Annotated in this window: 26 protein-coding genes; 10 read left to right on the top strand and 16 right to left on the bottom strand. The window is 65.5% G+C overall.

The genetic code is table 11. The annotated features are described in order from the left end of the window. Positions 1 to 2: 2 nt before the first annotated feature. The gene (locus ASE90_RS13190; RefSeq protein WP_235530303.1) at positions 3 to 272 is read right to left on the bottom strand and encodes an I78 family peptidase inhibitor; all 270 of its coding nucleotides are present in this window, start codon (positions 270 to 272) and stop codon (positions 3 to 5) included. 89 nt (positions 273 to 361) lie between these two features. After that, positions 362 to 2866 (bottom strand): S8 family serine peptidase, encoded by a 2505-nt coding sequence (locus tag ASE90_RS20695; protein ID WP_056001433.1) that lies wholly within the window; start codon positions 2864 to 2866, stop codon positions 362 to 364. Positions 2867 to 3521: 655 nt separating this feature from the next. On the opposite strand from ASE90_RS20695, the gene ASE90_RS20690 reads away from it, so the two are divergent. Then, positions 3522 to 3902 carry a hypothetical protein gene (locus ASE90_RS20690; protein WP_156361579.1) on the top strand — a complete coding sequence of 127 codons (381 nt, stop codon included), beginning with the start codon at positions 3522 to 3524 and terminating at the stop codon, positions 3900 to 3902. Positions 3903 to 4007: 105 nt separating this feature from the next. Then, positions 4008 to 4835, top strand: a complete 828-nt coding sequence (locus tag ASE90_RS13180) for a TrmB family transcriptional regulator (RefSeq protein ID WP_056001430.1) — start codon at positions 4008 to 4010, stop codon at positions 4833 to 4835. A gap of 202 nt (positions 4836 to 5037) precedes the next feature. Here the strand turns inward: ASE90_RS13180 and ASE90_RS13175 are convergent, their stop codons facing one another. From ASE90_RS13175 to ASE90_RS13135, 9 genes are all read right to left on the bottom strand, one after another. Beyond that, the gene (locus tag ASE90_RS13175; RefSeq protein ID WP_162235096.1) at positions 5038 to 5451 is read right to left on the bottom strand and encodes a hypothetical protein; all 414 of its coding nucleotides are present in this window, start codon (positions 5449 to 5451) and stop codon (positions 5038 to 5040) included. A gap of 100 nt (positions 5452 to 5551) precedes the next feature. Further along, positions 5552 to 6334: a 3-hydroxybutyrate dehydrogenase gene (locus tag ASE90_RS13170; protein WP_056001426.1), complete on the bottom strand. Its 783-nt coding sequence runs from the start codon at positions 6332 to 6334 to the stop codon at positions 5552 to 5554. Beyond that, positions 6331 to 7548 carry a patatin-like phospholipase family protein gene (locus ASE90_RS13165; RefSeq protein ID WP_056001423.1) on the bottom strand — a complete coding sequence of 406 codons (1218 nt, stop codon included), beginning with the start codon at positions 7546 to 7548 and terminating at the stop codon, positions 6331 to 6333. The genes ASE90_RS13170 and ASE90_RS13165 overlap by 4 nt, the downstream gene beginning before the upstream one ends. Then, complete coding sequence (locus ASE90_RS13160) at positions 7541 to 8107, bottom strand: carboxymuconolactone decarboxylase family protein (protein ID WP_056001420.1); 567 nt, start codon at positions 8105 to 8107, stop codon at positions 7541 to 7543. Before ASE90_RS13160 ends, ASE90_RS13165 begins: the two co-directional genes overlap by 8 nt. Before the next feature lie 129 nt (positions 8108 to 8236). After that, positions 8237 to 8659: a nuclear transport factor 2 family protein gene (locus tag ASE90_RS13155; protein WP_056002287.1), complete on the bottom strand. Its 423-nt coding sequence runs from the start codon at positions 8657 to 8659 to the stop codon at positions 8237 to 8239. An 84-nt stretch (positions 8660 to 8743) separates the two neighbouring features. Beyond that, the gene (locus ASE90_RS13150; RefSeq protein ID WP_056001417.1) at positions 8744 to 9388 is read right to left on the bottom strand and encodes an NADPH-dependent F420 reductase; all 645 of its coding nucleotides are present in this window, start codon (positions 9386 to 9388) and stop codon (positions 8744 to 8746) included. Positions 9389 to 9622: 234 nt separating this feature from the next. After that, complete coding sequence (locus tag ASE90_RS13145; RefSeq protein ID WP_056001414.1) at positions 9623 to 9856, bottom strand: DMT family transporter; 234 nt, start codon at positions 9854 to 9856, stop codon at positions 9623 to 9625. Positions 9857 to 9880: 24 nt separating this feature from the next. Further along, positions 9881 to 10261, bottom strand: coding sequence for a hypothetical protein (locus tag ASE90_RS13140; protein WP_156361577.1), 381 nt, complete (start codon positions 10259 to 10261; stop codon positions 9881 to 9883). A 180-nt stretch (positions 10262 to 10441) separates the two neighbouring features. Then, positions 10442 to 11335, bottom strand: a complete 894-nt coding sequence (locus ASE90_RS13135) for a LysR family transcriptional regulator (RefSeq protein WP_056001408.1) — start codon at positions 11333 to 11335, stop codon at positions 10442 to 10444. A 198-nt stretch (positions 11336 to 11533) separates the two neighbouring features. On the opposite strand from ASE90_RS13135, the gene ASE90_RS13130 reads away from it, so the two are divergent. From ASE90_RS13130 to ASE90_RS13110, 5 genes are read left to right on the top strand one after another with little or no spacing between them, the layout of a single operon-like run. Beyond that, positions 11534 to 12451 (top strand): pirin family protein, encoded by a 918-nt coding sequence (locus ASE90_RS13130; RefSeq protein WP_056001405.1) that lies wholly within the window; start codon positions 11534 to 11536, stop codon positions 12449 to 12451. A 35-nt stretch (positions 12452 to 12486) separates the two neighbouring features. Beyond that, complete coding sequence (locus ASE90_RS13125; protein ID WP_056001402.1) at positions 12487 to 13095, top strand: FMN-dependent NADH-azoreductase; 609 nt, start codon at positions 12487 to 12489, stop codon at positions 13093 to 13095. A gap of 23 nt (positions 13096 to 13118) precedes the next feature. Then, positions 13119 to 13949 carry a pirin family protein gene (locus tag ASE90_RS13120; RefSeq protein ID WP_056001398.1) on the top strand — a complete coding sequence of 277 codons (831 nt, stop codon included), beginning with the start codon at positions 13119 to 13121 and terminating at the stop codon, positions 13947 to 13949. Positions 13950 to 13968: 19 nt separating this feature from the next. Then, a complete protein-coding gene (locus tag ASE90_RS13115) occupies positions 13969 to 14403 on the top strand; it encodes a nuclear transport factor 2 family protein (RefSeq protein WP_056001396.1) in 435 nt (144 codons plus the stop codon). Between the two features lie 30 nt (positions 14404 to 14433). Then, positions 14434 to 15459, top strand: a complete 1026-nt coding sequence (locus tag ASE90_RS13110; protein WP_200910896.1) for an Atu2307/SP_0267 family LLM class monooxygenase — start codon at positions 14434 to 14436, stop codon at positions 15457 to 15459. Positions 15460 to 15462: 3 nt separating this feature from the next. Here the strand turns inward: ASE90_RS13110 and ASE90_RS13105 are convergent, their stop codons facing one another. Continuing rightward, positions 15463 to 16389 carry a LysR family transcriptional regulator gene (locus ASE90_RS13105; RefSeq protein ID WP_056001390.1) on the bottom strand — a complete coding sequence of 309 codons (927 nt, stop codon included), beginning with the start codon at positions 16387 to 16389 and terminating at the stop codon, positions 15463 to 15465. Between the two features lie 77 nt (positions 16390 to 16466). Here ASE90_RS13105 and ASE90_RS19280 point away from each other — a divergent pair, with 77 nt between their 5' ends. From ASE90_RS19280 to ASE90_RS13095, 3 genes are read left to right on the top strand one after another with little or no spacing between them, the layout of a single operon-like run. Continuing rightward, positions 16467 to 17093, top strand: coding sequence for a DsbA family protein (locus ASE90_RS19280; RefSeq protein ID WP_156361576.1), 627 nt, complete (start codon positions 16467 to 16469; stop codon positions 17091 to 17093). A 30-nt stretch (positions 17094 to 17123) separates the two neighbouring features. Further along, on the top strand, positions 17124 to 17939 hold the full coding sequence (locus ASE90_RS13100; protein ID WP_082449791.1) for an MBL fold metallo-hydrolase: 816 nt from the start codon (positions 17124 to 17126) through the stop codon (positions 17937 to 17939). A 3-nt stretch (positions 17940 to 17942) separates the two neighbouring features. Beyond that, the gene (locus tag ASE90_RS13095) at positions 17943 to 18341 is read left to right on the top strand and encodes a nuclear transport factor 2 family protein (RefSeq protein ID WP_056001387.1); all 399 of its coding nucleotides are present in this window, start codon (positions 17943 to 17945) and stop codon (positions 18339 to 18341) included. Positions 18342 to 18361: 20 nt separating this feature from the next. Here ASE90_RS13095 and ASE90_RS13090 read toward each other — a convergent pair whose 3' ends face one another. The 4 genes from ASE90_RS13090 to pcaD all read right to left on the bottom strand — a co-directional run bounded on the left by ASE90_RS13090 (position 18362) and on the right by pcaD (position 22258). After that, complete coding sequence (locus ASE90_RS13090; protein ID WP_162235095.1) at positions 18362 to 19297, bottom strand: hypothetical protein; 936 nt, start codon at positions 19295 to 19297, stop codon at positions 18362 to 18364. Between the two features lie 148 nt (positions 19298 to 19445). Beyond that, complete coding sequence (locus ASE90_RS19275; protein ID WP_414889235.1) at positions 19446 to 19583, bottom strand: hypothetical protein; 138 nt, start codon at positions 19581 to 19583, stop codon at positions 19446 to 19448. A 294-nt stretch (positions 19584 to 19877) separates the two neighbouring features. Further along, positions 19878 to 21080, bottom strand: a complete 1203-nt coding sequence (pcaF, locus tag ASE90_RS13085) for a 3-oxoadipyl-CoA thiolase (RefSeq protein ID WP_056001381.1) — start codon at positions 21078 to 21080, stop codon at positions 19878 to 19880. Then, positions 21080 to 22258, bottom strand: coding sequence for a 3-oxoadipate enol-lactonase (gene pcaD, locus ASE90_RS13080; RefSeq protein ID WP_056001378.1), 1179 nt, complete (start codon positions 22256 to 22258; stop codon positions 21080 to 21082). The genes pcaF and pcaD overlap by 1 nt, the downstream gene beginning before the upstream one ends.

Here is a 22258-nt window from a genome sequence, read left to right as displayed (position 1 = left end):
GCTTATCCGCACCGAATTTCGATGATGGTTCCATCGCCGTCCACGATCAGGTTGATGCGGTCCTGCACGAAGTCCATTGTCGCCATGTTACCCGGCCGCAGGATACGCAATCGAGAATTGCCGACGGCCGCCTGACGGACATCGTCCGAAAGCTTCGTACCGACCTTCAACTCCGCCATGCCGCGTTCCGCCAGCATGGTACCAATATCGCCGCCGAGACCAAGCCCGCCCAGCCTTCCGGGCCATGGCGGCGGCGCTGCCGGTATCGTCATCGCGATCACTCCTGCCCAGATAAAAATCGAGATACATGACTCGGTCGACACCGGTGCAGGCAACGCGCCTGCACCGGTGCTGCGTGGTATCAGGCGTACGCGGCCGGCATGTGGGTGCCGTCGTTCATGGCATACACATAATACCCGTCCTGCATGCCCATATAGACGAGCCCCTTCGTCGCGTCCAAGCCGTCGATGGCGACCCGGTCCCCGCTGTTGCCCGTATCGAGATTGAGGAGCTTGTTCGTTCCCAGACCGATATAGCCGTCGCGGTTGCTGTCGCGGATCGCGCGGGTCGTGTACAACAGGTCGTCCGAAGCGAAGTCGGTGATGCGGTCCACCCCGGAGGTACGGGCGTTGTCGAAGAAGAAGATATCCGCGCCTGCGCCGCCGGTGAGGATATCCGCACCGGTACCGCCGTCGAGCCAGTCGCGACCGGCCCCGCCGTCCAGCTTGTCGGCACCCGCCGCGCCGAACAGCATGTCATTGCCGCGCATGCCATGGAGTTCGTTGGCAAGGCTGTTGCCCGTCACGTTGTCGTTGCCGTCGCCGGTGACGACATTCTCGATCTTGCTGCGCGATGCGATCGTGAAGGCGTCCTTCCCGCCGATCGTGTTGGTGACGCCGGCGACGAGCGAGACATTGACGCTGGCCGTCACCGCCGCCGCGTTGATCCAGTCGACCCCGCCATTGGTGTCCGACAACAGTGCGCGCTTCGCGCCCTCACCCTCGATCGCCTTCATCGTGAAGAATTCGTTGGTGTAGGTGTACACGTCGTCGGCCGACGGTGCCGATCCGAACACGTCCATCTTCAGGCTGTCGATGGTCAGGGTGTTGTCGGTATAGCCCTCCGAGCTCTCGCCGAAGACAGCTTTCAGATCGAGGTCGAGCGACTGGAACTCCAGTGTCCACGTCCCCTTGGTTTCGACCCCCCGGAAACCGGAGAAGCCATAGACGAACTCCTGAGCCGGCCCCGAACCATCGAGTAGATTGCCCATCTGGGCGGTGAAACCGACCGTGCCATCCGGCGCGATCAGCTTGAACTGTGCGAACTGCGGCATGCCGGTCGCCCTCAACTGCTCCTCGCCGGCCCACAGAAATTTGACCAGCGTCGACCCCGTGATGGTGAGGTCGATATGGTCCGCGTCGATGCTCGTGCCGAATTCGAACGTGAAACGCTGCGGCTCGCCGACGATGTCGCTGTTGAACCCGATCGTGTTGGTCGCGACAAATTCGATATCGGTATTGGCGGTCATCCCGATGGGCAGCACGCCGGTGGTTGCCGTCACCTCGTTCGCCGAGGTCTTGGCCGGGCCGAACAACGACCACACTTCCGCCATGCGGGCCGCGCCATAGGCATCGACCGCGCCATAGCCATAGCTGTTGTTGAAATGCATCGCGCCGCCGTTCCAGCCGGCCGACTGCCCGTTGAGCTGGGTCGCCGTTTCGTTCATGGCGTACAATAAGGTTCCCCCGCCGGCGGACATCCTGTAGCCGGTCGGTCCGGTATCGAAGGCCAGCGGCATCTTGGCGGAGGCGGCAAGGATGTCCTTCACATCGCGCCAACCGAGCCCCGCATTGGCATCGAGCATCAGCGACACGACGCCCGTCACGATCGGCGTCGCGCCCGACGTGCCACCGAACTGGTCGGTATAGTCGGCGGCCGCGCCCGAATCGATTTCCATGTTGTAACCGGCCTGACCGCGAATATCGGTCGTCACCAGCCCGCTGCCGCCGAGTACGGTATAGTCGCTCGACGGACCGGCGACGAGGATATGGGCACCGTAGGAGGTGTAATAGGATGATACGCCGTCGGCCTCGCGATAGGCGGACACCGCGATGTTGTGACGATCGGTCTTCGATCCCTGCGACTCGCGGTCGACGCCTTCATTGCCTGCCGCCGAGACCGAGATCGTGCCCAGACCGTCCCGGCCGGTCGCCGCGATATAGGCAAAGGACTTCGCCAGATCGTAATAGAATGTGCCTTCGGTCGAACGCGACATGCGAGTCGTTATGGCGGTGTTGTTGTCACCCCAGCTGTGGTTAACGACATCGAACCGGTTGGCCTGGTTCATGGCCTCCATGAAGGCGCCGTAATTGCTGCCGTTGACATCGACGGGCGACGCGGAATCGAAGATGTTGACGCCGGTGACCTTGGCGTCGAACGCGACGCCGACACCGCCGCGGCCGTTGGCGGCCCCCGCGATCAGCCCCGCCACCGACGTGCCGTGCCCTTCCATCGATGCACCGAGGCCGCCGTTGATGGCGACGCCGTCGATGACCAGTTCCTTCGACGCGTCGTAATTGGCCGCAAGGTCCCAATGGTCCTTTTCGACGCCCGAATCATAGATGCCGACGCTGACGCCGCGGCCGGTATAGTCCTGCCACACCGAAGCGATATCGCCGAGCCGGGACAGATGCCATTGCCGGCCGAATTCCGCGCCGAGCGCCGCACCGGGGTTGAAGATGTCGAACGCCGTCGTCACCGTCTTGCCGGTGTAGAGATCATAGGACTGTCCGACCGGACCATCACGGACCAGAGGAGGAGTATTGGTCGCGGCATTGGCGGCGGTTGCCTGCAATGCGGTGCCCACTACCAGATCCTCGGAATCCGGAAGCTTTTCATACGTTGAAAATCTCGTCGTCATCGGTTTTAAACCCCCGCACAGTGTAGACTTTTGAATATTATTGGCCGGACAAGCGTTCCTCGATCAGGCGTAAAACGCAACAATGGTTCGCCATGTAATCGATGCCAATAATGACGCGTTTCATCGGGTCGCAAGTTTTCATGGAAGCAGATTCCGCTTCCGATAAAGGGCTTGTACGCAGCAGAACTGTCGAGGTGCCGTCATCCGACGACGCATTAAATGCATCGTCAGTGTAAAAACCTTCCCCCAGGACCCTTGATGACGATTAAGTACGAATCTTACTTATGTGTCAATGATCGGACATATCGATCTCGCAATGCGCAATGCCCGAAAATTGAACACCATCTGCTCAAAACTAGGGCAGGATAAAAAATACGTCAGCAAAAATAGGTACTTGATATGCCTGTTGCAGGTCACACGCCGGATTTTGCCATTTTGTCGAGAATATCCATACTTCCTAACACGTTGCGTGAATTCTTCACCGCTTGTTATAATCAAACCTGTAAAGTGACAGCGAAGAAGCAAGTATGATGCGCTTGCATCGGCCCGTGGAGATCGAAAATTTTTTTCATTTATTCATAATCCCGCAACCTGCCGGTGATTGCCAGGCACCGCAGCGCAACATCGCCAGCCGCAGACAAGCGGCGCGAAAGCGGCTTTCCGGCATCCGAACTTCAAAAGGTATTCGCAGGGACGTACCGGTCTGATCTGGCGTCAGAATGTCGTTTCTCGATCGATTTCCGAAGCGACGGATTCCCATGACGAGAAACCCGTGGTGCAGCGGGCATCGATCGAAACGACGCTAGGAATGGGCCTCGTCACCGCGCGGCATGAGGATGCCGATGCGGCGATTGTTCGGCACGATGACGCTGCGCAGCGTCGGTCGGGAAGATTGCAGGATGGGGCGGTCAGGGCAACGCAGCGTCCCGCTGCGGCAACGGCCTTCATAGTCGTGGCTACTAGCAGCTTACCGCCGCTTTGATAACCATTGTCGCATGGCCAGATGGTCCGGGAAACGGCAATGCTTTCCTTTAAATGCAACCCGCTCTAACGCATGGTTCACTGCAACAGGGTATGTCAGTTAGATATGGCGGACGACGGCGCGATAGAGACGACATTGGCCTCGCTTGGATTCACCGAGATGGAGGCACGATTATATTGCGATCTGCTGCGCCACGGCCCAGCGTCGGGCTATCGACTGGCGCAGCGCACCGGAAAGGCCGCCGCCAATACCTATCAGACATTGGGTACGCTCAGTCAGAAGGGAGCGGTCATCTTCAGCGATGAAGGTGGTGACAAGAAGGTCTACAGTCCGTTTCCGCCGCGCCAGTTGTTGAACATGCTTCGCCGACAGTTCGAGTTGCGTCACGATACTGCGCTGACCGGGCTGGAGGCGCTGCACGAGCCGAAAAGCGACGAGCGCGTCTATTCCATCGGCACCGTGGCACAGGTGCTCGAACGCGCCCGCACGATGCTGGAGCAGGCGACCGAGATCGTCCTGTTCGACTTCTTCCCGCAAATCTACGACCTGTTGCGGGAGGAGGTGGACGCCGTGCGCGCCCGTGGGGTGACGGTGGCAGGCATAGCCTATGAAGAGCGCCATGCGGTGCGCGATATGCCCCTCAACCGCGAGTCGACCGAACTGGTCGGATCGCGCTGGCCCGGTCTGGGACTGATCCTGATCGTCGATGCGTCCCAGCATCTGATTGCTCAATTGTCCAAGGATATGCAGCGTGTTCTAAACGCAGTGTGGACGGACAGCGTCTTCATCAGTTGCGTTTTCCACAGCGCGGTTGCCGCCGATATCCGACTGGTCGCGCTGCGGGCAGATCCATCGGATCCCCTACGCAAGCTATCGCTGCAGGGGGCCGCGCCGATCGGGTTGAAACGCATGCTGGAGAGCGATCGGCGTTAGAGGCGGACCTGCCCAGATCGTGTGGCGCGACATCGACTGGCGTGACGCAGGTCGTTCGAACTGATCCTCCCCCAGGGATGTGCATACGGTTTCGATGGTCATAACCGTCGATATGTTCGGACAGCGCCTGCTGTGCCTTGGCGTGCGTGGACCATCCGCAATTGCGGGTGCGGCTCATCAGGGGCACCGCGCCGTTATATCTCTATTTCGCTTCGATCCGTAGCATATCGATCATTGGCGATATTTCGCCGCAATGCTGACGAAATATTTCGAACGATTCGGCCATTACGGTCGCACGTCTGATCGGGTCGGTGTCGATAACCTGACTTTCGTCGATAAGGAAATCCAGCGGGATAGCGAGCCGGATCATCAGGTCGTGCAGGCGGAAGCGTAGGTCAGTATCGCCGATATCAAACATCGCCTCGCGGTTGCGTTCGTACAGTTCAATCTCGCGGCGCGCGGACCGGATGAGACGCATCGTCAGGCGCCCGAACGGATCGCCCCGATCATGGACCTCGTTGAGGGTAGCAACGACGTGCCGTAGCGAGGTGAGAACCTCATGCCCGATCGTCGCCGCGAACCGCGCGCGGCGACGTTGCTCGACCCTCGCTGCCAACCGCCCGGATATGAACCCGCCGGTGGTCGCGAGAACCGCGCCGATCGTGACGCTGAGGAGAGGCAGATATGGCGTCACGGCGTCACGATCGTCCGAAGCATCACTGCATGAACCAGCCGTGGCTGACGACGATCGACTGCCCGGTCAGCGCATTGGTCGGAAACCCCGCAAGGAACACGGCGGTCTGCGCGACGTCGTCGACCGTGGTGAATTCGCCGTCGACCGTCTCTTTCAGCATCACGTCGTGAATCACCGCGTCCTCGGTGATACCCAGTGCCTTGGCCTGTTCCGGTATCTGTTTCTCGACCAGCGGCGTGCGAACGAAACCGGGGCAGATGACGTTGGCGCGCACGCCGTGTTCGGCCCCTTCCTTGGCGACGACCTTGGCCAGCCCGACCAGCCCGTGCTTGGCGGTGACGTACGGCCCTTTCAGTTTCGACGCCTCCTTCGAGTGCACCGATCCCATATAGATGATGCTGCCGCCGCGCCCCTGTGCGTACATATGGCGCAGGCAGGCGCGCGTGGTCAGGAACGCGCCGTCAAGATGGATCGCCAGCAGCTTCTTCCAGTCGGCGAACGCGAACTGGTCGATCGGCGCGACGATCTGGATGCCGGCGTTGGACACCAGTATGTCGATCCCGCCGAACCGGGCGGCGACCGCTTCGATTCCCGCATCGACCTGTGCTTCGTCGGTGACGTTCATCGCCACCCCCATCGCGCGGGTGCCGTCCGGATCGAACTCCAGCGCGGTCGCATTCGCCGCATCGATGTCGAGATCCGCGATCGCGACCTTCGCACCGGCATCGAGGAAGTGTTTGGCGATATCCTTGCCGATACCGCTCGCTGCTCCGGTAATGACGGCGACCTTGTCCTGAAGAGTCATGCTGGGTCTTTCACCGTTGCGGGCAAGGCTTGCGCCCCGGCCCTGGGGGTCAGGAAGTCGTAGACGGCAACGCCGGGCGGTTCGGCCGGCGGCACGAGTATCTCGGGGTGCGCGAGCGTCGTCAGCGCATTCTCGTACCCGGTCCGCCAGTGATCCTCCATCGTCTGACGCGAGAATTCATAATCCTTCGAATCCCCTTCGTAGGTCGGCGAGCGATAGACGAGCTGGACGATGCTGTACGCGGCCGGGTCCGACGCACCGGCCAGCAGTTGCGCCTCCGGACTGTGCTTCAATGCATCCGGCAGGCTGTTGAACAGCGTGTTGAACGCCGCGCGATAGGTCTGGAGTTCGCGGAACGTGTCGGTCGCGGCGCGCGTGCGGCTGGAGAACTGGATCTCCTTCATCCGCACCGCCACCGAGGCAAGGTCGCGCGGAACGACACCCCCCGCGCTCCACAGATCGACCTGAAAGATCAGCGTGTCGAGACCGGCGGGTGCGGACAATACCCAATCGAGCGGCGTGTTCGACACCAGGCCGCCGTCCCAATATTGCTCGCCGTCGATCTCCACCGCCGGAAAGCCCGGCGGCAGCGCGCCCGACGCCATGATATGGTCTGCACGGATCGTGTCGGTGGCATTGTCGAAATAGGCGAAATTGCCGGTCCGGACATTCACCGCGCCGACGCTGAACCGCATTTCGCGCGCGTTGATCCGGTCGAAGTCGATCAGCCGCTCCAGCGTCGGCCGCAGCGCGCTGGTGTCGTACCAGCTGGTCGCGCCCGTCGTGCCGGCGAGCTGGAACGGCGGCGACGGGAAACGCGGCGCGAAGAAACCGGACACGCCGTTCAGCATCGTTCCGCTTGCCGCGATCTGGTTCACCCATCCACGTACGTGCGTATCGTCGATCAGGTGCGGCACCCAGTTTGGCCAACCGCCTGGACCGGAAGACACCCCTTCCCAGAAGTCGCGCAGCCGGTCGATTCGGTGTTCGGGCGCGTTGCCGGCGATGATCGCGCTGTTGATCGCACCGATCGAAATGCCCGCGACCCAGGTCGGCTCGATCCGGTGTTCGGACAATGCCTGGTAGACGCCGGCCTGATACGCCCCCAGCGCGCCGCCACCCTGCAACAGCAGCGCGATGCTGGGGAACGGCGTCGCCGTGGCGCAGGCGGTAGCGGCCGGGGCGCGGGCTTTCCGCGTGACGGGCTTATTCACGTTCGGGAACCGGCACGTTGAAGCCGTTTAGCGTCGTCGAAACGAGGCTGTACAGCCCCACGAGGTAGATCAGTTCGTTGGTGCCATGCTGGCCGAAGGTATCCACCGCAAGTCGATAGAGCGGCTCGGGCAGAACCCCGCCACGGACCAGCGCATAGGCGAAGTCGTAGGCAATGCTCTCTTCGGGCAGGAAGTCGGTCGGCTTGACGCCCGCGACGAGCGTCGCGAGCCGCTCGATCGCCATGCCCTCGCGTTCCGCGACGGCGATATGCGCGTAGATCTCATACGCGGCATCGAACCGCGCCCCGACGACGAGAATGGCGATTTGCCGGACGTTGTCGGGCAGGCTTGCTTCGGCAGTCATCGCCAGCGTCAGATCCCAGATCGCCTTGCCGATCCGCGGTTCGTGGAGCCACGGATTCCACGGTCCCATCAGTGCGCCGTCTTTCCGCTCGACCTGGAATGCATTGAAGTTGCTGGCGATGCCTTTACGCATGTCGTCGTACAGCGGCCGTTGTTCGGACGTCAGATCGCTTGGCTGGATCAACGGAAGGCGCATCGGATAAATCCTTTTACAATCACCGCTCCTATTGCGGATGCCGCGTTGGGACCGCGTGACGCGTGCGTGAAACTTTGGTCATCGCAGCGCCGGCAGTGGCGGGGAATGCCACCGCCGTCACCATCGGGATCAGCCGTCGAAGCTCGCACCGCTCATGGCGGTCATGAATGCCTGCGGATTCCAGTATTCACGGTAGCTGACGATCAGCCCGTCGCGGAACGTCACGAAGGTGGCGTAGCGCATCTCGTACGGATTGCCGTTCGAGAGCACCTTGCCCGATGCGCTCCATTCCGCGATCGCGACATTGGCATCGTCGGTGGTGTACACCTTGAGCGTCGGCAGCGACGCGATGTCGATCGCATCGGGATAGCCACGCAGATAGTCGTACAGCGCCGTCTTCCCTTCGATACGGGCTGGCGAACCTTCGGGTGCGAACGGGAATTCGGCGACGACATCTTCGGCGCAAAGATCGGCCCAGCCCTTCATATCCTTGGCGAGAAAGGTGTCGAGGCTCTTGCGCAGCAGGTCGGCGGCGGTCGGAATGTTGGTCATCTTCAGTTTCCGAAAAAAGATAATATAGTTACCCGCCGTCCCGTTGTGCGGGCGCAACGCCCCGGTGCCGACGGGCAACGACGATCATATCCGCACGAAATTGTGTGTCGCAAGCGGACCGAACGGCAGCGATGCAAGCGGCCCGCCGATGTCGAGCGTTCCCAGATCGATCGGCAGGAAACCGGTCGCCTCCAGAATTGTACGGACCTGCGCCTTGGCGTCGGCATCGTCCCCCGAATAGAACAATACGCGTTGTCCGCCGGCGGCTTCGGGATGCGGCAGGACGTTGACGTCGAGGTGGTTGAACGCCTTCACGACGCGTGCACCGGGAACGAGGTCGGCAACGATCGCGCTCGAATGGCGGTCACCGATATCGGCGGCCTTGATGCCATACGCGGCGAGCGGGTTCGCCGGGTCCTTGGCGTCGGGGGAATCGGGATCGAGGAACAGCACGGGGTTGGTGCCGTCGATCACGATCCGGCCGTTCCAGTCGGACAGGCCCGACAGCACGTCCTCCAGTGCGACCCATGGCATTGCCAGCACGACGATGTCCGCAGCCGCCGCCTCGGCGACGGTGCCGGCGGTGATGGTGTTGCCCAGTTCGCCGACGAGATCCTTCAGCGATTCCGGACCGCGCTTGTTGGCGATGATCGCGGCCCGGCCCTTCTGCGCCAGCGCCCGCGCCACGTTCGAACCGAGTGCGCCCGAACCGATGATACCGATGGTCATGTTATCTTTTCCTTTATGTCACGGAATGATGAAGAAACGGATCGATGCTTTCCCGATGTCGGGCGTCGCACGTGCGGTGACGGCTATGCGCATGGGACGGGAGAGTAGCCCTTCAGCGGCGCTGTCAGTTCGGACGGACCGAACCGCATAATTGACCGTCCCGACTGTGGCGGCGATCTGCGATGCCCGGGACGGCGCGATGCCCGACAGCATCAGGACTAGCGGAAGCCAAGGTCATCGCTGGTCGGCCCTGGGCGCGATGACGACGAGAAACGCCATCACCGCCAGCAACGTTATGATCGCGGCCGGCAGCGGATCGCCCAGCGCACGATAGAGGCGCGAGTAGATCGAGGCGGTCGCTGCCACACCCAGCCCGATACACACCGCCCTGACGGCGAGACGGATGGTGCGGAGGCAGAGGACGGCCGACCAGTCGTTGCCCGAGCCAGCGCGTATGATGACGTTCATGACGAATTCCTTCGATCAAGGGAGTCAGGCCATTACCCGCCCGGGCGCACGGACCAGTTGGCGGATTTCGGCAAGTGCCTCGCGGACGAAGCCGGCATGGATCAGGCGATCGACCTCCGCGTCAGGCAGCGCATCGCCATACACCCGCGCCATCACGGCGAAGCGGCGCAGCGCCTCCAGCCGCGGCTCCGCAAGGCGATTGGCCGGTTTCACGGCAAATACCCAGCGCAGCATCCTGCCGATCCGTCCCGGTTCGTTCAGGCTCGACTGTGCATCTGTGGAGGCGAGTTGCAGGACCTTCCGCTCCAGTGGCGCGATCCGTGACACCGTATCGCGCACCGGGCCGGTGACCGGCGCGACCAACGCGGCGCGGGGGAGGTCGAACGCCAGATCCAGATACGCCATGCCGAACATCCTTTCTCATCGCCGGCGGCGCGTTGCCGTCGTGAGACTGTATGTGGCAGTGACCGGACGATCGCGTCAGCTGAAAAAGATCGACGAGAACGTTCGAGAAAATAGATCGATCACGATGTGTGCTTCCCCGTCATCCGGTTGCATTGGCGCAATAAGGCGGCGGTTCCCGGCCTAAATCTGGTTGCGCAGGCGTTCGATCAGCCAGGACGCGGCGGGACCGGGCAGCGTATCGCTGCGATGGATCGCATGGAGCGAGTAGTCCCCGCTCGCCGCGTCGGGCATGTCGAGCACGACGAGACGGCCCGTAGCCACGTCTTCGCGAACCATTGGTTCGGGCATATAGCCCCAGCCGATCCCCGCGTTCAGCAGCATGTGCTTCGACGAGACGTCGGCCAGCTTCCACATCCGGCTGCTCATCACCCCGAATGTCCGTCCCTCGGTCAGCGGGGATCGATCGGTAAGGATCAGCTGGATATGCTCGCGCCCGGCCCCCGGCGCGTTACGTCCCGCCATCGCCAGCGGATGGGTCGTGGCGGCCACCGGAATCATCCGTACCCCGCCGATCGAGATCCGCTCGATCCCGTCCATCGTGTCGAGCGGACCACTGACGCCGATCGTCGCCCGGCGGTTGAGTATCAGCTGCGTCACCGCGCCCAGCGTTTCGACCGACAGATGAAGCGACACCGTTGGGAAGGCCGCGAAGAAACCGGTCAGCGCGTCGACGACCCGGTCTTTCGGCAGGAAGGTGTCGAGGACGACATGGAGTTCGGACTCCAGCCCTTGCAGCAGACCCTTCGTCTTGGCGCGCAGGGTATCGATGCCGCTGGCGACGAGCCGCGCCTCGCCCAGCACCATCCGGCCGGCATCGGTCAGCTGCGGCTTGCGGGTCGATTCACGATCGAACAGCCGGACACCGAGCTGCGCCTCCAGATTGGCGATCGTGTAGCTGATGACCGAGGTGGCGCGATTGAGCTTGCGGGCGGCGCCCGCGAAGCTGCCGACCTCCACCACGGTCACGAGGACGCGCAACTGATCGAGGGTCGGCGTGCCGGGTTCCGAACTCATGCTTCCTCCACATACGTCTGCCGAACGAACGGCAACCGTAGCAGCATACCGATTTAATCGAACATATCGATCTAAACTTGGCCGGTTTTCGCGAACCTTCATTCCCCATAGCTAGAGGCCAAGGCAACGTTTCCGGGCACACCGTCCCCCCCAGTCCGGAAGCACTGTCGGCCCGAACATCGTCCGAGGAGACGCCAGATGACGCTTTCATCCCACACCGGTCCGGTCGAGCAGATGATCCTGCCGGCGACCCGCGACCTCGGCGACTTCTCGGTGCGCCGCGCGCTGCCGTCGGCCAAGCGCCGCATGGTCGGCCCGTTCGTGTTCCTCGACAGCTTCGGCCCGGTCGTGCTCGGCCCCGGCCAGGGCGCCGACACCCGCCCGCATCCGCATATCGGGCTGAGCACGCTCACCTATCTGATCGAGGGCGAGAGCGATCACCGCGACAGCGAGGGCTATGTCCAGACGATCCGCCCGGGCGAGGTCAACCTGATGACCGCCGGTCGCGGCATCGTCCATTCCGAACGCAGCGGCCCCGCCAGCCGCGGTCGCGAGGAGACGATGTTCGGATTCCAGGCGTGGCTCGGCCTGCCGCAGGCGCTGGAGGAAACCGACCCCGGCTTCCAGCATGTCGACGCCGCGGACGTCCCCGTCCTGACCGACAACGGCATCCAGATGAAGCTGCTGGCCGGCAGCTTCGGCGGTCGCACCGCCCCGACCCGCCTGTTCTCGGAAACGCTCTATGCCGACATCGTGCTGGCACCGGGCGCGCGTTTCGCGATCGAGAGCAGCCATATCGAGCGCGCGGTCTATATCGTCCAGGGCGGGATCGAGGTGACCGGACAGGTCGGCATCTTCTGCAAGGACGAACTGGTCGTGTTCCGCCCGGGCGCCGAGATCGTCGTCCATGCCGGCGGCCCCACCCGGCTGATGCTGATGGGCGGCGAGCCGCTCGACGGGCCGCGCCACATCTTCTGGAACTTCGTCTCCAGCCGGCAGGACCGCATCGACCAGGCCGCCGCCGACTGGCGCGAGCGGCGCTTCCCCGGCGTGCCGGGCGACGACGTCGAATTCATTCCGCTTCCCGAAAACCCGCCGTTGCGCGCGGCGGCCTGAACCCTCCCCTCTCCATCCACTGAAAGGATTCCATCATGAAACTCCTCCACATCGATTCGAGCATTCTCGGCGCCTATTCGGTCAGCCGCCAGCTGTCGGCCAAGGCCGTTGCGCAACTGACCGCCGGTCGCGACGATATCGAGGTCGTCTATCGCGACGTCGCCGCCGATCCGATCCCACACCTGTCGGGCGGCTATCTCGCCGCACTGCAAAGCGCCGAAGCCGATCGCACGCCCGAGCTTCAGGCGGAGATCGCGCAAAGCGCTGCGGTGCTCGACGAATTCATCGCCGCCGACATCGTCGTGATCGGCGCCGGCCTCTACAATTTCGGCATCCCCAGCCAGCTGAAGGCGTGGATCGACCGCATCATGGTGGCGGGCAAGACGTTCAAATATGTCGATGGCGCGCCGGTCGGCCTCGTCCCCGGCAAGCGCATCGTCCTGACGGTCGCGCGCGGCGGCTTCTACACCGGTGACTCGCCGATCGTGTCGTTCGAGCACACCGAAACCTATCTGAAGACCGCTTTCGCCTTCATCGGCCTGAACGCGGAGGCGATCGTCGCCGAAGGCATCGCCGTCGGCCCCGAACAGCGCGCCGCCGCGATCGAAGCGGCCGAAACGCAGATCGCCACGCTCGCCGCCTGAACCCCCTGATCGGAGACGCCGCCATGGCCACCCTCGCCACCACGCGAGCCATCATCCACCGGACCCGTGGCACCCGCCACGGTCCGATCACTCGGCTGATGAGTCCGGGCGATCTCGGCCAACTGGTCAAGCCGTTCGTCTTCCTCGACCTGTTCGAGGCGGACCGCTTCACCGCCGGCGTCTCCGCGCATCCCCATTCGGGGATCGCGACGCACACCACCTTCCTGCGCGGCGGCATGACCTATGCCGATTCGACGGGCGAGGCGGGGGCGCTCCACGACGGCGCGGTCGAATGGATGCGCGCCGGCCGCGGCGTCTGGCATACCGGCCAGCCGCTGGGCGGACAGCCAATCCTCGGTTTCCAGCTCTGGCTGGCCTTGCCGCCCGAGCTGGAGCTGTCGGCACCCGAAAGCCGCTATCTAGATCCGGACACCCTCACCACCGTCGGGCCGGTGCGCGTCCTGCTGGGTACGCATGACGGTGTGTCCGGACCAATCGACCTGCCGATGCCGCTGACCTATCTCCACGTCCGCCTGTCCGACGGCGAGCGCTGGACCTACACGCCGCCCGCCGGGCACGACATCGCCTGGGTCGCGGTCAGCGGCAGGCGGCTGGGCGTGAGCGGCACCGTGGTCGAGCGCGAGATGATCGTGTTCGCCGACGGCGACGCCCCGATCGCGTTCGTCGCGCACGGGCCAACCGAATTCGTCCTCGGCTCGGCCGCGCGGCATCCGCATCCGCTCGTTCTGGGCAGCCATTCGGTCCACACCAGCGAAGCGGCGCTGGCCGAAGGCCGGCAGACCATCGCGGCGCTCGCCCGCACGCTCGGGGTCGCCGCGCTGCTGCGCGCCTGACCATCAGAGGAGACCCGACATGACCGATCAGGACGACTGCAACGTCGCGATCGCGAAGGAATATTTCCGCCGCAGCGACGCACGGGACCCGCGGCTGATGGAGCTGTTCCATCCCGACCTGCGCTTCTATTTCCCCAAATTCGGCATCGGCCACGGGCCGCAGTCGGTGCTCGACATGGTGGCGGGGTTCGCCGGACAGATCGAGGCGATCGAGCATGACAGGGACGACCTCCTGTACGTCGCGCGCGATCCCCATGTCATCGTCGAGGGGACATCGCGCGGGCGGCTGAACGGCGTGGAATGGGACGGCGGCAGGACCGCGGGCGGGCGTTTCTGCAACGTCTTCGAATTTCGCGACGGGTTGATCGCGCGGTGTCACGTCTATCTCGATCCCGATTATACCGGGCAGGACGAGGCGCGCTTCCGCTGGGGCCATGACGGCCGTGAGTGGTAGGATGACGGGTTCGCCCGCAACGAAGGACAGATGATGGACATCGGCATCGACAGTTTCGCCGCCACCTCCGCCGCACTGGGCGAGGAGCCGCCGGTCGGCGACGCCGATCGCATGGCGTTCCTGCTCGACGAGATCGTCGCGGCGGACCGCGCCGGGCTGGACGTGTTCGGCGTCGGCGAACACCATCGCGGCGACTATCTCGACAGCGCGACCGCGGTGATCCTCGCCGCCGCCGCGGCGCGGACGCGGACGATCCGGCTGACCAGCGCGGTCACCGTGCTGAGCGCCGCCGACCCGGTGCGCGTGTTCCAGGAGTTCGCGACGCTCGACCTGATCGCGCGCGGCCGGGCGGAGATGGTGGTCGGGCGCGGATCGTCGGTCGAGGCCTATCCGCTGTTCGGGTTCGACCTGAACGATTACGACGCGCTGTTCGCCGAGAAGCTCGACCTGCTGCTCAGGGTCCGCGAGCGCGCCAGCATCGACTGGTCGGGCCGGTTCCGCGCGCCGCTGCGCGGGCAAGGCATCTATCCGCGCCCGCAGCAGCCGGTGCTGCCGATCTGGCTCGGCGTCGGCGGGACGCCGCAGTCGTTCGTGCGCGCCGGCACGCTGGGCCTGCCGTTGATGATCGCGATCATCGGCGGCGAGATCGCGCGCTTCCGCCCGCTGGTCGACCTGTACCGCCGCGCCGGGGCGGCGGCGGGCCATGCGCCGGAGACGCTGAAGGTCGGGGTCCACGCGCTGGGCTTCGTCGCCGACACCGACGGCGCGGCGCGCGACGCCTTCTTCCCCGGCTGGCAATATATGTTCACCAAGGTCGGGGCGGAGCGTGGCTGGCCGCCGGCGACGCGTGCGCAATACGACCAGATGACGGGGCCGCGCGGCGCGTTCCTGATCGGCAGCCCCGACACGGTGGTCGCGCAATTGCAGCAGGCCGACCGCGACCTGGGCGGCATCGACCGGGTGACGTTCCAAATGAGCTCGGCCGCGCGCGACCAGCCGGCGATGCTGCGCTCGATCGAATTGCTAGGGCAGGCGGTGCGGCCGCGCGTGCGCTAGGCGTCAGCGGCGGCGTTCGCGCTCGGCGAGGATGTCGAGGAAGGCGGTGACGCGCGCCGGGCGGAAGCGCGTGCCCGGCATCACCGCATGGACGCCGCCGCGGTCGAGTTGCCAGTCGGGCAGCAGCCGGACCAGCCGCCCGCTCGCGAGGTCGTCCGCCACCGCGAAATCGGGCAGGATCGCGAGGCCGGCGCCGCCCCGTGCCGCCTGCAACACGCCGATCGTCGCGCTGATCGCCAGCGTCGTGGCGAAGCGCACCGTTTGCGCCGTCCCCGCATCCGACCGGAACGTCCAGCCGAGCGGATCGCCAAAATTGCTGTTGGCGACGAACGGCAGCGTCGCGACGTCCGCGGGCGTCGCCTCGGGCGGGAGCGTATGGTCCGGGCCGGCGACCAGCACCTGCCCGAACGTCCCGATCCGCCGCGCGCGCAACGCGCTGTCGGCCAGCCAGCCGACCCGGATCGCGAGTTCGATGTCGCTGCCGACCGGATCGAGCGTCGCATCGCTCAGCACCAGATCGACGGTGCAGGCGGGGAACCGGTCGCGGAACGCGGCGATCGCGGGCACCACCATCGCGACGCCGTAATCGAGCGGCGCGGTCAGCCGCAGCAGCCCGGTCGGCGCACCATCCGCCGCCGCCAGACCGTCGAACGCCGCCTGCGCTTCCGACAGGATCCGGGCGCAGCGTTCGTAGAAGATTCGCCCTTCCTCGGTCGGCCGGACGCTGCGGGTCGTGCGGACCAGCAGCGTGGTTTCGAACGCCTGTTCCAGCCGCGCGACCTGGCTGCTGACCACCGCCTTGGTGATTCCCAGCCGAACGGCGGCGGCGGTGAACGATCCGGTTTCGACGACCTCCGCGAAATAGGCGAGCCGTTTCAGGTTGTTGATGCCGTGATTGGCGGCGGCGCGCGGATTGTATGCTGTCGGCATACGGCGTGGGATATATTGTCGATCTAGCCCCGGCAATCGCTTGCGCGCATATCACCGTCAGCATGGAGAACAGTCACATGACGACCCGTTTCCTCTACCTCTTCGATCCGATGTGCGGCTGGTGCTATGGCGCGTCGGACGCCATCGCGACGCTCGCGGCGCAGCCCGGCGCGACGGTCGAGCCGCTGCCGACCGGCCTGTTCGCCGGCGCGGGCGCACGCACGCTCGATTCCGGCATGATGACGCACGTCCTGAGCGCCGACGGCGCGATCGCTGCCACCACCGGCGCGACGTTCGGCGACGCCTATCGCGCGCGCATCACGGACGGCGGCGACGTGCGGCTCGACAGCGGTCCCGCGACGCTGGCGCTGACCGCGGTCGCACGCACCGCGCCCGACCGCGAACTGGCGCTGCTCGGCATCGTCCAGCGCGCGCGCTATCGCGACGGGCAGAATATCGCCGACACCCGCGTGCTGGCGGACCTGCTGCGCACTGCCGGGTTGGAGCCGGCGGCGGTCGCACTGGGCGAGGACGCGCCGGACCTGCACGCCGCCAACCGCCAGCGGCTGGCGCGCGCCGGGTCGATCATGCACGCGCATGGCCTGCGCGGCGTCCCCGCGCTGCTGCGGATCGACGGCGACACGCTGACGCCGATCGACACGAACCTTCTGTACCGCGACCCGTTGTCGCTGCTTGCCGCCTGATCGCCTAACCCCCACCACCGGAGACAGACCATGACCGATACCCTGCACTGGCAATCCTTCCCCGCCGGCGAGAACGGCTTCTTCCGCGCACCCGTGCTGCTGTGGGGCGCGACCGAGGCGGTGCTGGTCGACGGCGGCTTCACCCTGCCCGACGGGCGCGCGCTGGCGGAGGCGATCGCGAAGACGGGCCGGACGCTGACCGCGATCTATGTCAGCCAGAGCGACCCCGATTATTATTTCAGCCTGGCCCCGATCAAGGCGGCGTTCCCCGACGCGCGCGTGCTGGCCGCGCCCGAGACGTTCGCCGCGATCGAGGCGAACGTGTCGAAGAAGCTGGCGACCTGGGGGCCGCAGCTTGGCGACAACGGACCGAAGACGCTGGACGACGTGGTCATGCCGACGCCGTTCGCCGACACCGCGCTGACCGTCGATGGCGAACGGGTCGAGATCGTCGCCGCGGACGGCCTCGCCAACCGGCGTTACCTGTGGGTGCCGTCGCTGTCGGCGATCGTCGGCGGGGTGCTGGTGTTCTCGGGCGTCCATGTCTGGACCGCGGACACCAACAGCCCGGCGGGGCGCGCGGCGTGGATCGCGCAGCTCGACGCGATGCTGGCGCGCGATCCGGCGGTCGTCGTGCCGGGGCACATGACCCCCGACGCGCCGACGGGGGCGGCGGCGCTGGCCTTTACCCGCGATTACCTGCGCGCGTTCGAGGCGGAGCTGGCGACCGCCGCCGACAGTGCGGCGCTGATCGCGGCGATGACCGCGCGCTATCCCGATGCCGGGATGGGCGTGGCGTTGCAGGTCGGCGCGAAGGTCGCGACCGGCGAGATGGCGTGGGGCTGAACCATGGCGACGAACAAGGACATCATCCGCGCCACCTATGAAGGGTCGTCCGAGGACAACGGCCGCAACCTGCGCGCCGCGCTGGCACCCGACGCGACCTGGACCGAGGCGGCGGGCTTTCCCTATGCCGGCACCTATGTCGGCGCCGACCGGATCGTCGCGGGCGTGTTCCACCGGCTGGCGACCGAATGGGACGGCTATGCCGCGAAGGTCCACACCTATCTGGAGGATGGCGACCGCGTCGCGGCGTTCGGCGTCTATTCGGGCACCTATCGCGCCACCGGCAAGGCGATGACCGCGACGTTCGCCCACCTCTACCGGCTGGAGGATGGGAAGATCGTCACGATGGAGCAATATGTCGACAGCGCGACGGTGATGGCGGCGCTCTCGCCGGATCGGTGAGGGGCGATGCGACCGCGCGTCTATTCGCGCGCGGTCGCGATCCGTTCCAGACTGCTGCGGACCAGCGCATGAGCCTCGCGGTCGGGCAGGGCCGCGAGCTGGTCCGGCGTGCGGGTCCGCGCCAGATCGTCGGCAACCAGCGCGCCGATATAATATCCCGATCGCGGCGGGAACGCACCGCCCTTCACGCCCAACGCGAAGTAACGATTGGAGACCGCCGGATCGCGACTGTCCAGATCGGCCAGAACGGCGCGTGCGATCTGCTGCCGCAACGGACGCGACCTGGCTTGCAGGGTCAGGTCCATGAGGCTGCGGTCGCGCCCGATATCGCCGTTCAGTCCTTCGCTGACATGGACCGCCAGCCCCTCGGACCACAGCGTCGCATAGAGCGGTTCGTTGCCGTCCGCGCTCGCGCCGAACGCGCCGCGGGACGCCTGCGCATGATAGATGTGGAAGAGTTCGTGATCGAACAGCAGCTTGAACTGCGACAGCCGGTCGCCGTCATATCGCAGGATCGTCACCGGCGAGAATACCAGCGCCAGCCCGTCCGGTGTCCTCATCGCCGCCGCGTTCATCGTTCCGAACGACGGCGCGACATAGATGGTGAAATTGCAGGTCAGCTTCGGAAACGCCCGGGTGAAGTCGTCGATATAATGCGGCATCTCCTCCACGATGACGCGGGAAACGGATCGGGCGGCGAACGGGTTCTTCGACAGGAAGGTCTGCTCCTCCTGCTCCCATGCCGTGAAATGGTCGCCGCGCAGGGCATTGACGAAATCGCCGGTGTACAGCGCCGGATTCTTGTCTGCCAGGATCGTCTTATAGTCCCGGAACGGGGCCGCCTTCGCCTGCAACGCCCAATATTGTGGCATGAGGTTCGTCACGGGACAGCGCGGCGCGCCCGATGACGTTGGCGTTGCCAGCAGCATCGCACCGAGTATCGCAGATCCAATCATCCTGTGTCCCCGACGCCCCGGCATGTTGCAGGTGCGTCCCTATCGCACACGCCGTCCGTCCGCCACCCATGGCGCATGGATGACGGACGTCCCCAGCGCACGCCGTTCGGCCGGTTGCGGATTCCGGGAACAGCGGATCGTCGTCCGGTCAGTATCCGACGGTGAAGCGATGGCGGATATGCGAGGGGCGTTCGATGTCGTCGGCCAGCGCGATCGCATAATCCTCGAACGAGATGCTCGAACCCCCGTCATTCGTGAGCAACGTGTCCTTGCCCAGCCGGAACACCCCCGGTCCGCTCGCCCGCGCAGCAACGCCGCCAGCGCGCCGCCATCGGTGACGTCGGGCAGCGCCGCGACCCTTCCGGGTGGCGCGCAATCGAGGTGACGTGGTGCCCGCCGCCGGACAATTCCTTCAGGATGCCTTGGTATCGCCGGGCTTGGCGAGCGGGACCAGCATGTCGTCGCGGGACCGGACAGCCCGCGCAGACGATCGCCTGTTATCGCTTCCCCATTCCCGACGCCTTCTGGCAGGCGGTGGCGGCGGAGAATTTGCTGCGGGCGACCCACCGCTCCCCGTATGTCAGGGGCGTTCCAGCATCAGCGCGATGCCCTGTCCGACACCGATGCACATGAACGCAATGGCGTAGCGTCCGCCGGTGCGGTGCAGTTCCTCTGCCGCAGTCATCGCAATGCGCGCGCCGGACATGCCGAGCGGATGGCCCAGTGCGATCGCCCCGCCGTTGCGATTCACGCGCGGGTCGTCGGTGGCGAGGTTCAGGTCGCGCAGCGTTGCGATCGCCTGGGCGGCAAAGGCTTCGTTGAGTTCGATCACGTCGATCTGATCGAGGCCGATGCCCGTGATCCGGCACAGCTTGCGCGCCGCCTCGATCGGGCCTGCCCCCATGATGCGCGGCGCGATCCCGGCGGATGCCATGCCCAGAATGCGTGCGCGCGGGGTCAGGCCATGGCGCGCTGCCGCGGCTTCGGACGCGATCAGGATCGCCGCCGCGCCGTCGTTCAGACCCGAGGCATTGCCGGCGGTAATCGTGCCGCCGGCGCGAACGACGGGTTTCAGCCTGGCCAGAGCGTCCAGACTGGTCGCGCGCGGATGTTCGTCCTGGGCGAAGACGATGGGATCGCCCTTGCGCTGCGGGATGGTGACCGGCACGATTTCGGCTGCCATGCGACCGCTGGCGATGGCGGCGGCGGTCTTTTGCTGGCTGGCGAGCGCAAAGGCATCCTGATCCTCGCGGCTCACCTGCCACTGGTCGGCGACATTCTCGGCCGTCTGCGGCATCGTGTCGACGCCATAGGCCGCTTTCATCGCCGGGTTGATGAAACGCCAGCCCAGCGTCGTATCCTCGATCTGCTGCGCCCGGTCGAAGGCGCTACCCGCCTTGCCCATCACATAGGGGGCGCGGGTCATGCTTTCGACGCCGCCGGCAATGACGAGGTCGGCGTCGCCGCTGCGGATCGCCTGTGCAGCGCTGCCGACCGCGTTCAGACCCGATCCGCACAGCCGGTTGATCGTGCCGCCGGGTACCGTGTCGGGCAATCCGGCGAGCAGCGCCGCCATGCGCGCGACGTTGCGATTATCCTCGCCCGCCTGATTGGCGCAGCCGAGCAGCACGTCGTCGACCGCCTCCCAATCGACACCGGCGTTGCGCTCGACGAGCACGCGCAACGGGATCGCCGCGAGGTCGTCGGCGCGGACGCTCGACAGCGCCCCGTTCAACCGGCCGATAGGCGTGCGGATCGCGTCGCAGAGATAGGCGTCGGGCATCAGGCTTCCTGTTCGAGCATGGCGATGATCTTCTGCGCCTCGGCAAAACCGGTGTTTGCGGCGGGAACGCCGGCATAGACGGCCGTCTGCATCAGCACTTCCTTGAGGTCGTCGGTGGTGAACCCGCCTTGCGCGAGCCCGGCGCGAACATGCAGCGCGAACTCCTCCCACCGCCCCAGTGCGCAGGTGATGGCGAGAACGAGCAGGCGGCGGGTGCGATCGTCCAGACCCGGCCGACCCCATATTTCGCCCCACGCGACGCGGGTAATCATCGCCTGGAAATCGGCGGTGAACGACGTGCGCTTTGCAAGGCTCGCATCGACCCAGGCATCGCCCAATACGCGACGGCGGTTGAGAAGGCCGACGTCGAACAGCATATCGGCCGCATCGGACGCCGCATCGGCAGTGCACAGAAAGCGGCACAGCGCCGTTGCCAGCGCCCCCGGCGCCTCGATCGGCGGAAGGTGCGCGCCATCGACGCCGGCATGGCACGCGCGCGGAATCGTCATCAGATGCTCGCCGTGCCCCGCATAGGGAGTCGAAACGTCGAGCGTGGCAGTGACGACCAGCGTCGGCACCGTTATCCCGCCGATCCGCCCGGCCAACGCCATGTCGCGGATTGCTGCCCCTGCCCCGGCATAGCCGGCATCGCACTGGCGAGCGATGCCGTCGCGCAGGCTGTCGGCGATTTCCGGGTGGCGCGCAGCAAAACCGGTCGACAGGAAACGTCCGACCGCCATGTCGGCGATCGCTGCCGTCCCCTTTTGTCGAACCGTTTCGATCCGGGCGGTCCACGCCGCCGGGTCCATCGTCGCCGAGGTACAGATCAACGCCAGCGCCGACACGCGTGCCGGATGATCGAGCGCCAGTTGCATCGCGACCATGCCGCCGAGCGACACGCCCGCGACCGCCGCCCGTTCGACTCCGGCGTCGTCGAGGATGGCCGCGACATCGTCCGCCAGCATCGACAGGCTATAATCGCCCGCCGGTGCATCCGACCCACCCGCCCCGCGCGTATCGATGCGCAACAGGCGAAAGGCGGGAAGCAGCAACGGGACCGTCCGGTCCCACAGCGACAGATCGGTGCCGATCGAATTGAGCAGCACCAGCAACGGGCGATCCGCCGCCCCTTCGAGCCTCCAGTGCAGCCGTACTCCGTCGCGGATGGTCGTGGCCAT

The organism is Sphingomonas sp. Leaf67 (assembly GCF_001421965.1).
Classification (GTDB): Bacteria; Pseudomonadota; Alphaproteobacteria; order Sphingomonadales; family Sphingomonadaceae; genus Sphingomonas.
This window is presented reverse-complemented; position numbering and strand designations above follow the sequence as displayed.

What these genes read in the sequence shown, in the direction of transcription:
- ASE90_RS13190 (WP_235530303.1), bottom strand. Translation starts at nt 272, where the DNA reads ATGACGATACCGGCAGCGCCGCCGCCATGGCCCGGAAGGCTGGGCGGG.
- ASE90_RS13180 (WP_056001430.1), top strand. Translation starts at nt 4,008, where the DNA reads ATGGCGGACGACGGCGCGATAGAGACGACATTGGCCTCGCTTGGATTC.
- ASE90_RS13170 (WP_056001426.1), bottom strand. Translation starts at nt 6,334, where the DNA reads ATGACTCTTCAGGACAAGGTCGCCGTCATTACCGGAGCAGCGAGCGGT.
- ASE90_RS13160 (WP_056001420.1), bottom strand. Translation starts at nt 8,107, where the DNA reads ATGCGCCTTCCGTTGATCCAGCCAAGCGATCTGACGTCCGAACAACGG.
- ASE90_RS13155 (WP_056002287.1), bottom strand. Translation starts at nt 8,659, where the DNA reads ATGACCAACATTCCGACCGCCGCCGACCTGCTGCGCAAGAGCCTCGAC.
- ASE90_RS13150 (WP_056001417.1), bottom strand. Translation starts at nt 9,388, where the DNA reads ATGACCATCGGTATCATCGGTTCGGGCGCACTCGGTTCGAACGTGGCG.
- ASE90_RS13145 (WP_056001414.1), bottom strand. Translation starts at nt 9,856, where the DNA reads ATGAACGTCATCATACGCGCTGGCTCGGGCAACGACTGGTCGGCCGTC.
- ASE90_RS13140 (WP_156361577.1), bottom strand. Translation starts at nt 10,261, where the DNA reads ATGGCGTATCTGGATCTGGCGTTCGACCTCCCCCGCGCCGCGTTGGTC.
- ASE90_RS13135 (WP_056001408.1), bottom strand. Translation starts at nt 11,335, where the DNA reads ATGAGTTCGGAACCCGGCACGCCGACCCTCGATCAGTTGCGCGTCCTC.
- ASE90_RS13130 (WP_056001405.1), top strand. Translation starts at nt 11,534, where the DNA reads ATGACGCTTTCATCCCACACCGGTCCGGTCGAGCAGATGATCCTGCCG.
- ASE90_RS13125 (WP_056001402.1), top strand. Translation starts at nt 12,487, where the DNA reads ATGAAACTCCTCCACATCGATTCGAGCATTCTCGGCGCCTATTCGGTC.
- ASE90_RS13120 (WP_056001398.1), top strand. Translation starts at nt 13,119, where the DNA reads ATGGCCACCCTCGCCACCACGCGAGCCATCATCCACCGGACCCGTGGC.
- ASE90_RS13115 (WP_056001396.1), top strand. Translation starts at nt 13,969, where the DNA reads ATGACCGATCAGGACGACTGCAACGTCGCGATCGCGAAGGAATATTTC.
- ASE90_RS13110 (WP_200910896.1), top strand. Translation starts at nt 14,434, where the DNA reads ATGATGGACATCGGCATCGACAGTTTCGCCGCCACCTCCGCCGCACTG.
- ASE90_RS13105 (WP_056001390.1), bottom strand. Translation starts at nt 16,389, where the DNA reads ATGCCGACAGCATACAATCCGCGCGCCGCCGCCAATCACGGCATCAAC.
- ASE90_RS19280 (WP_156361576.1), top strand. Translation starts at nt 16,467, where the DNA reads ATGACGACCCGTTTCCTCTACCTCTTCGATCCGATGTGCGGCTGGTGC.
- ASE90_RS13100 (WP_082449791.1), top strand. Translation starts at nt 17,124, where the DNA reads ATGACCGATACCCTGCACTGGCAATCCTTCCCCGCCGGCGAGAACGGC.
- ASE90_RS13095 (WP_056001387.1), top strand. Translation starts at nt 17,943, where the DNA reads ATGGCGACGAACAAGGACATCATCCGCGCCACCTATGAAGGGTCGTCC.
- ASE90_RS13090 (WP_162235095.1), bottom strand. Translation starts at nt 19,297, where the DNA reads ATGATTGGATCTGCGATACTCGGTGCGATGCTGCTGGCAACGCCAACG.
- pcaF (WP_056001381.1), bottom strand. Translation starts at nt 21,080, where the DNA reads ATGCCCGACGCCTATCTCTGCGACGCGATCCGCACGCCTATCGGCCGG.
- pcaD (WP_056001378.1), bottom strand. Translation starts at nt 22,258, where the DNA reads ATGGCCACGACCATCCGCGACGGAGTACGGCTGCACTGGAGGCTCGAA.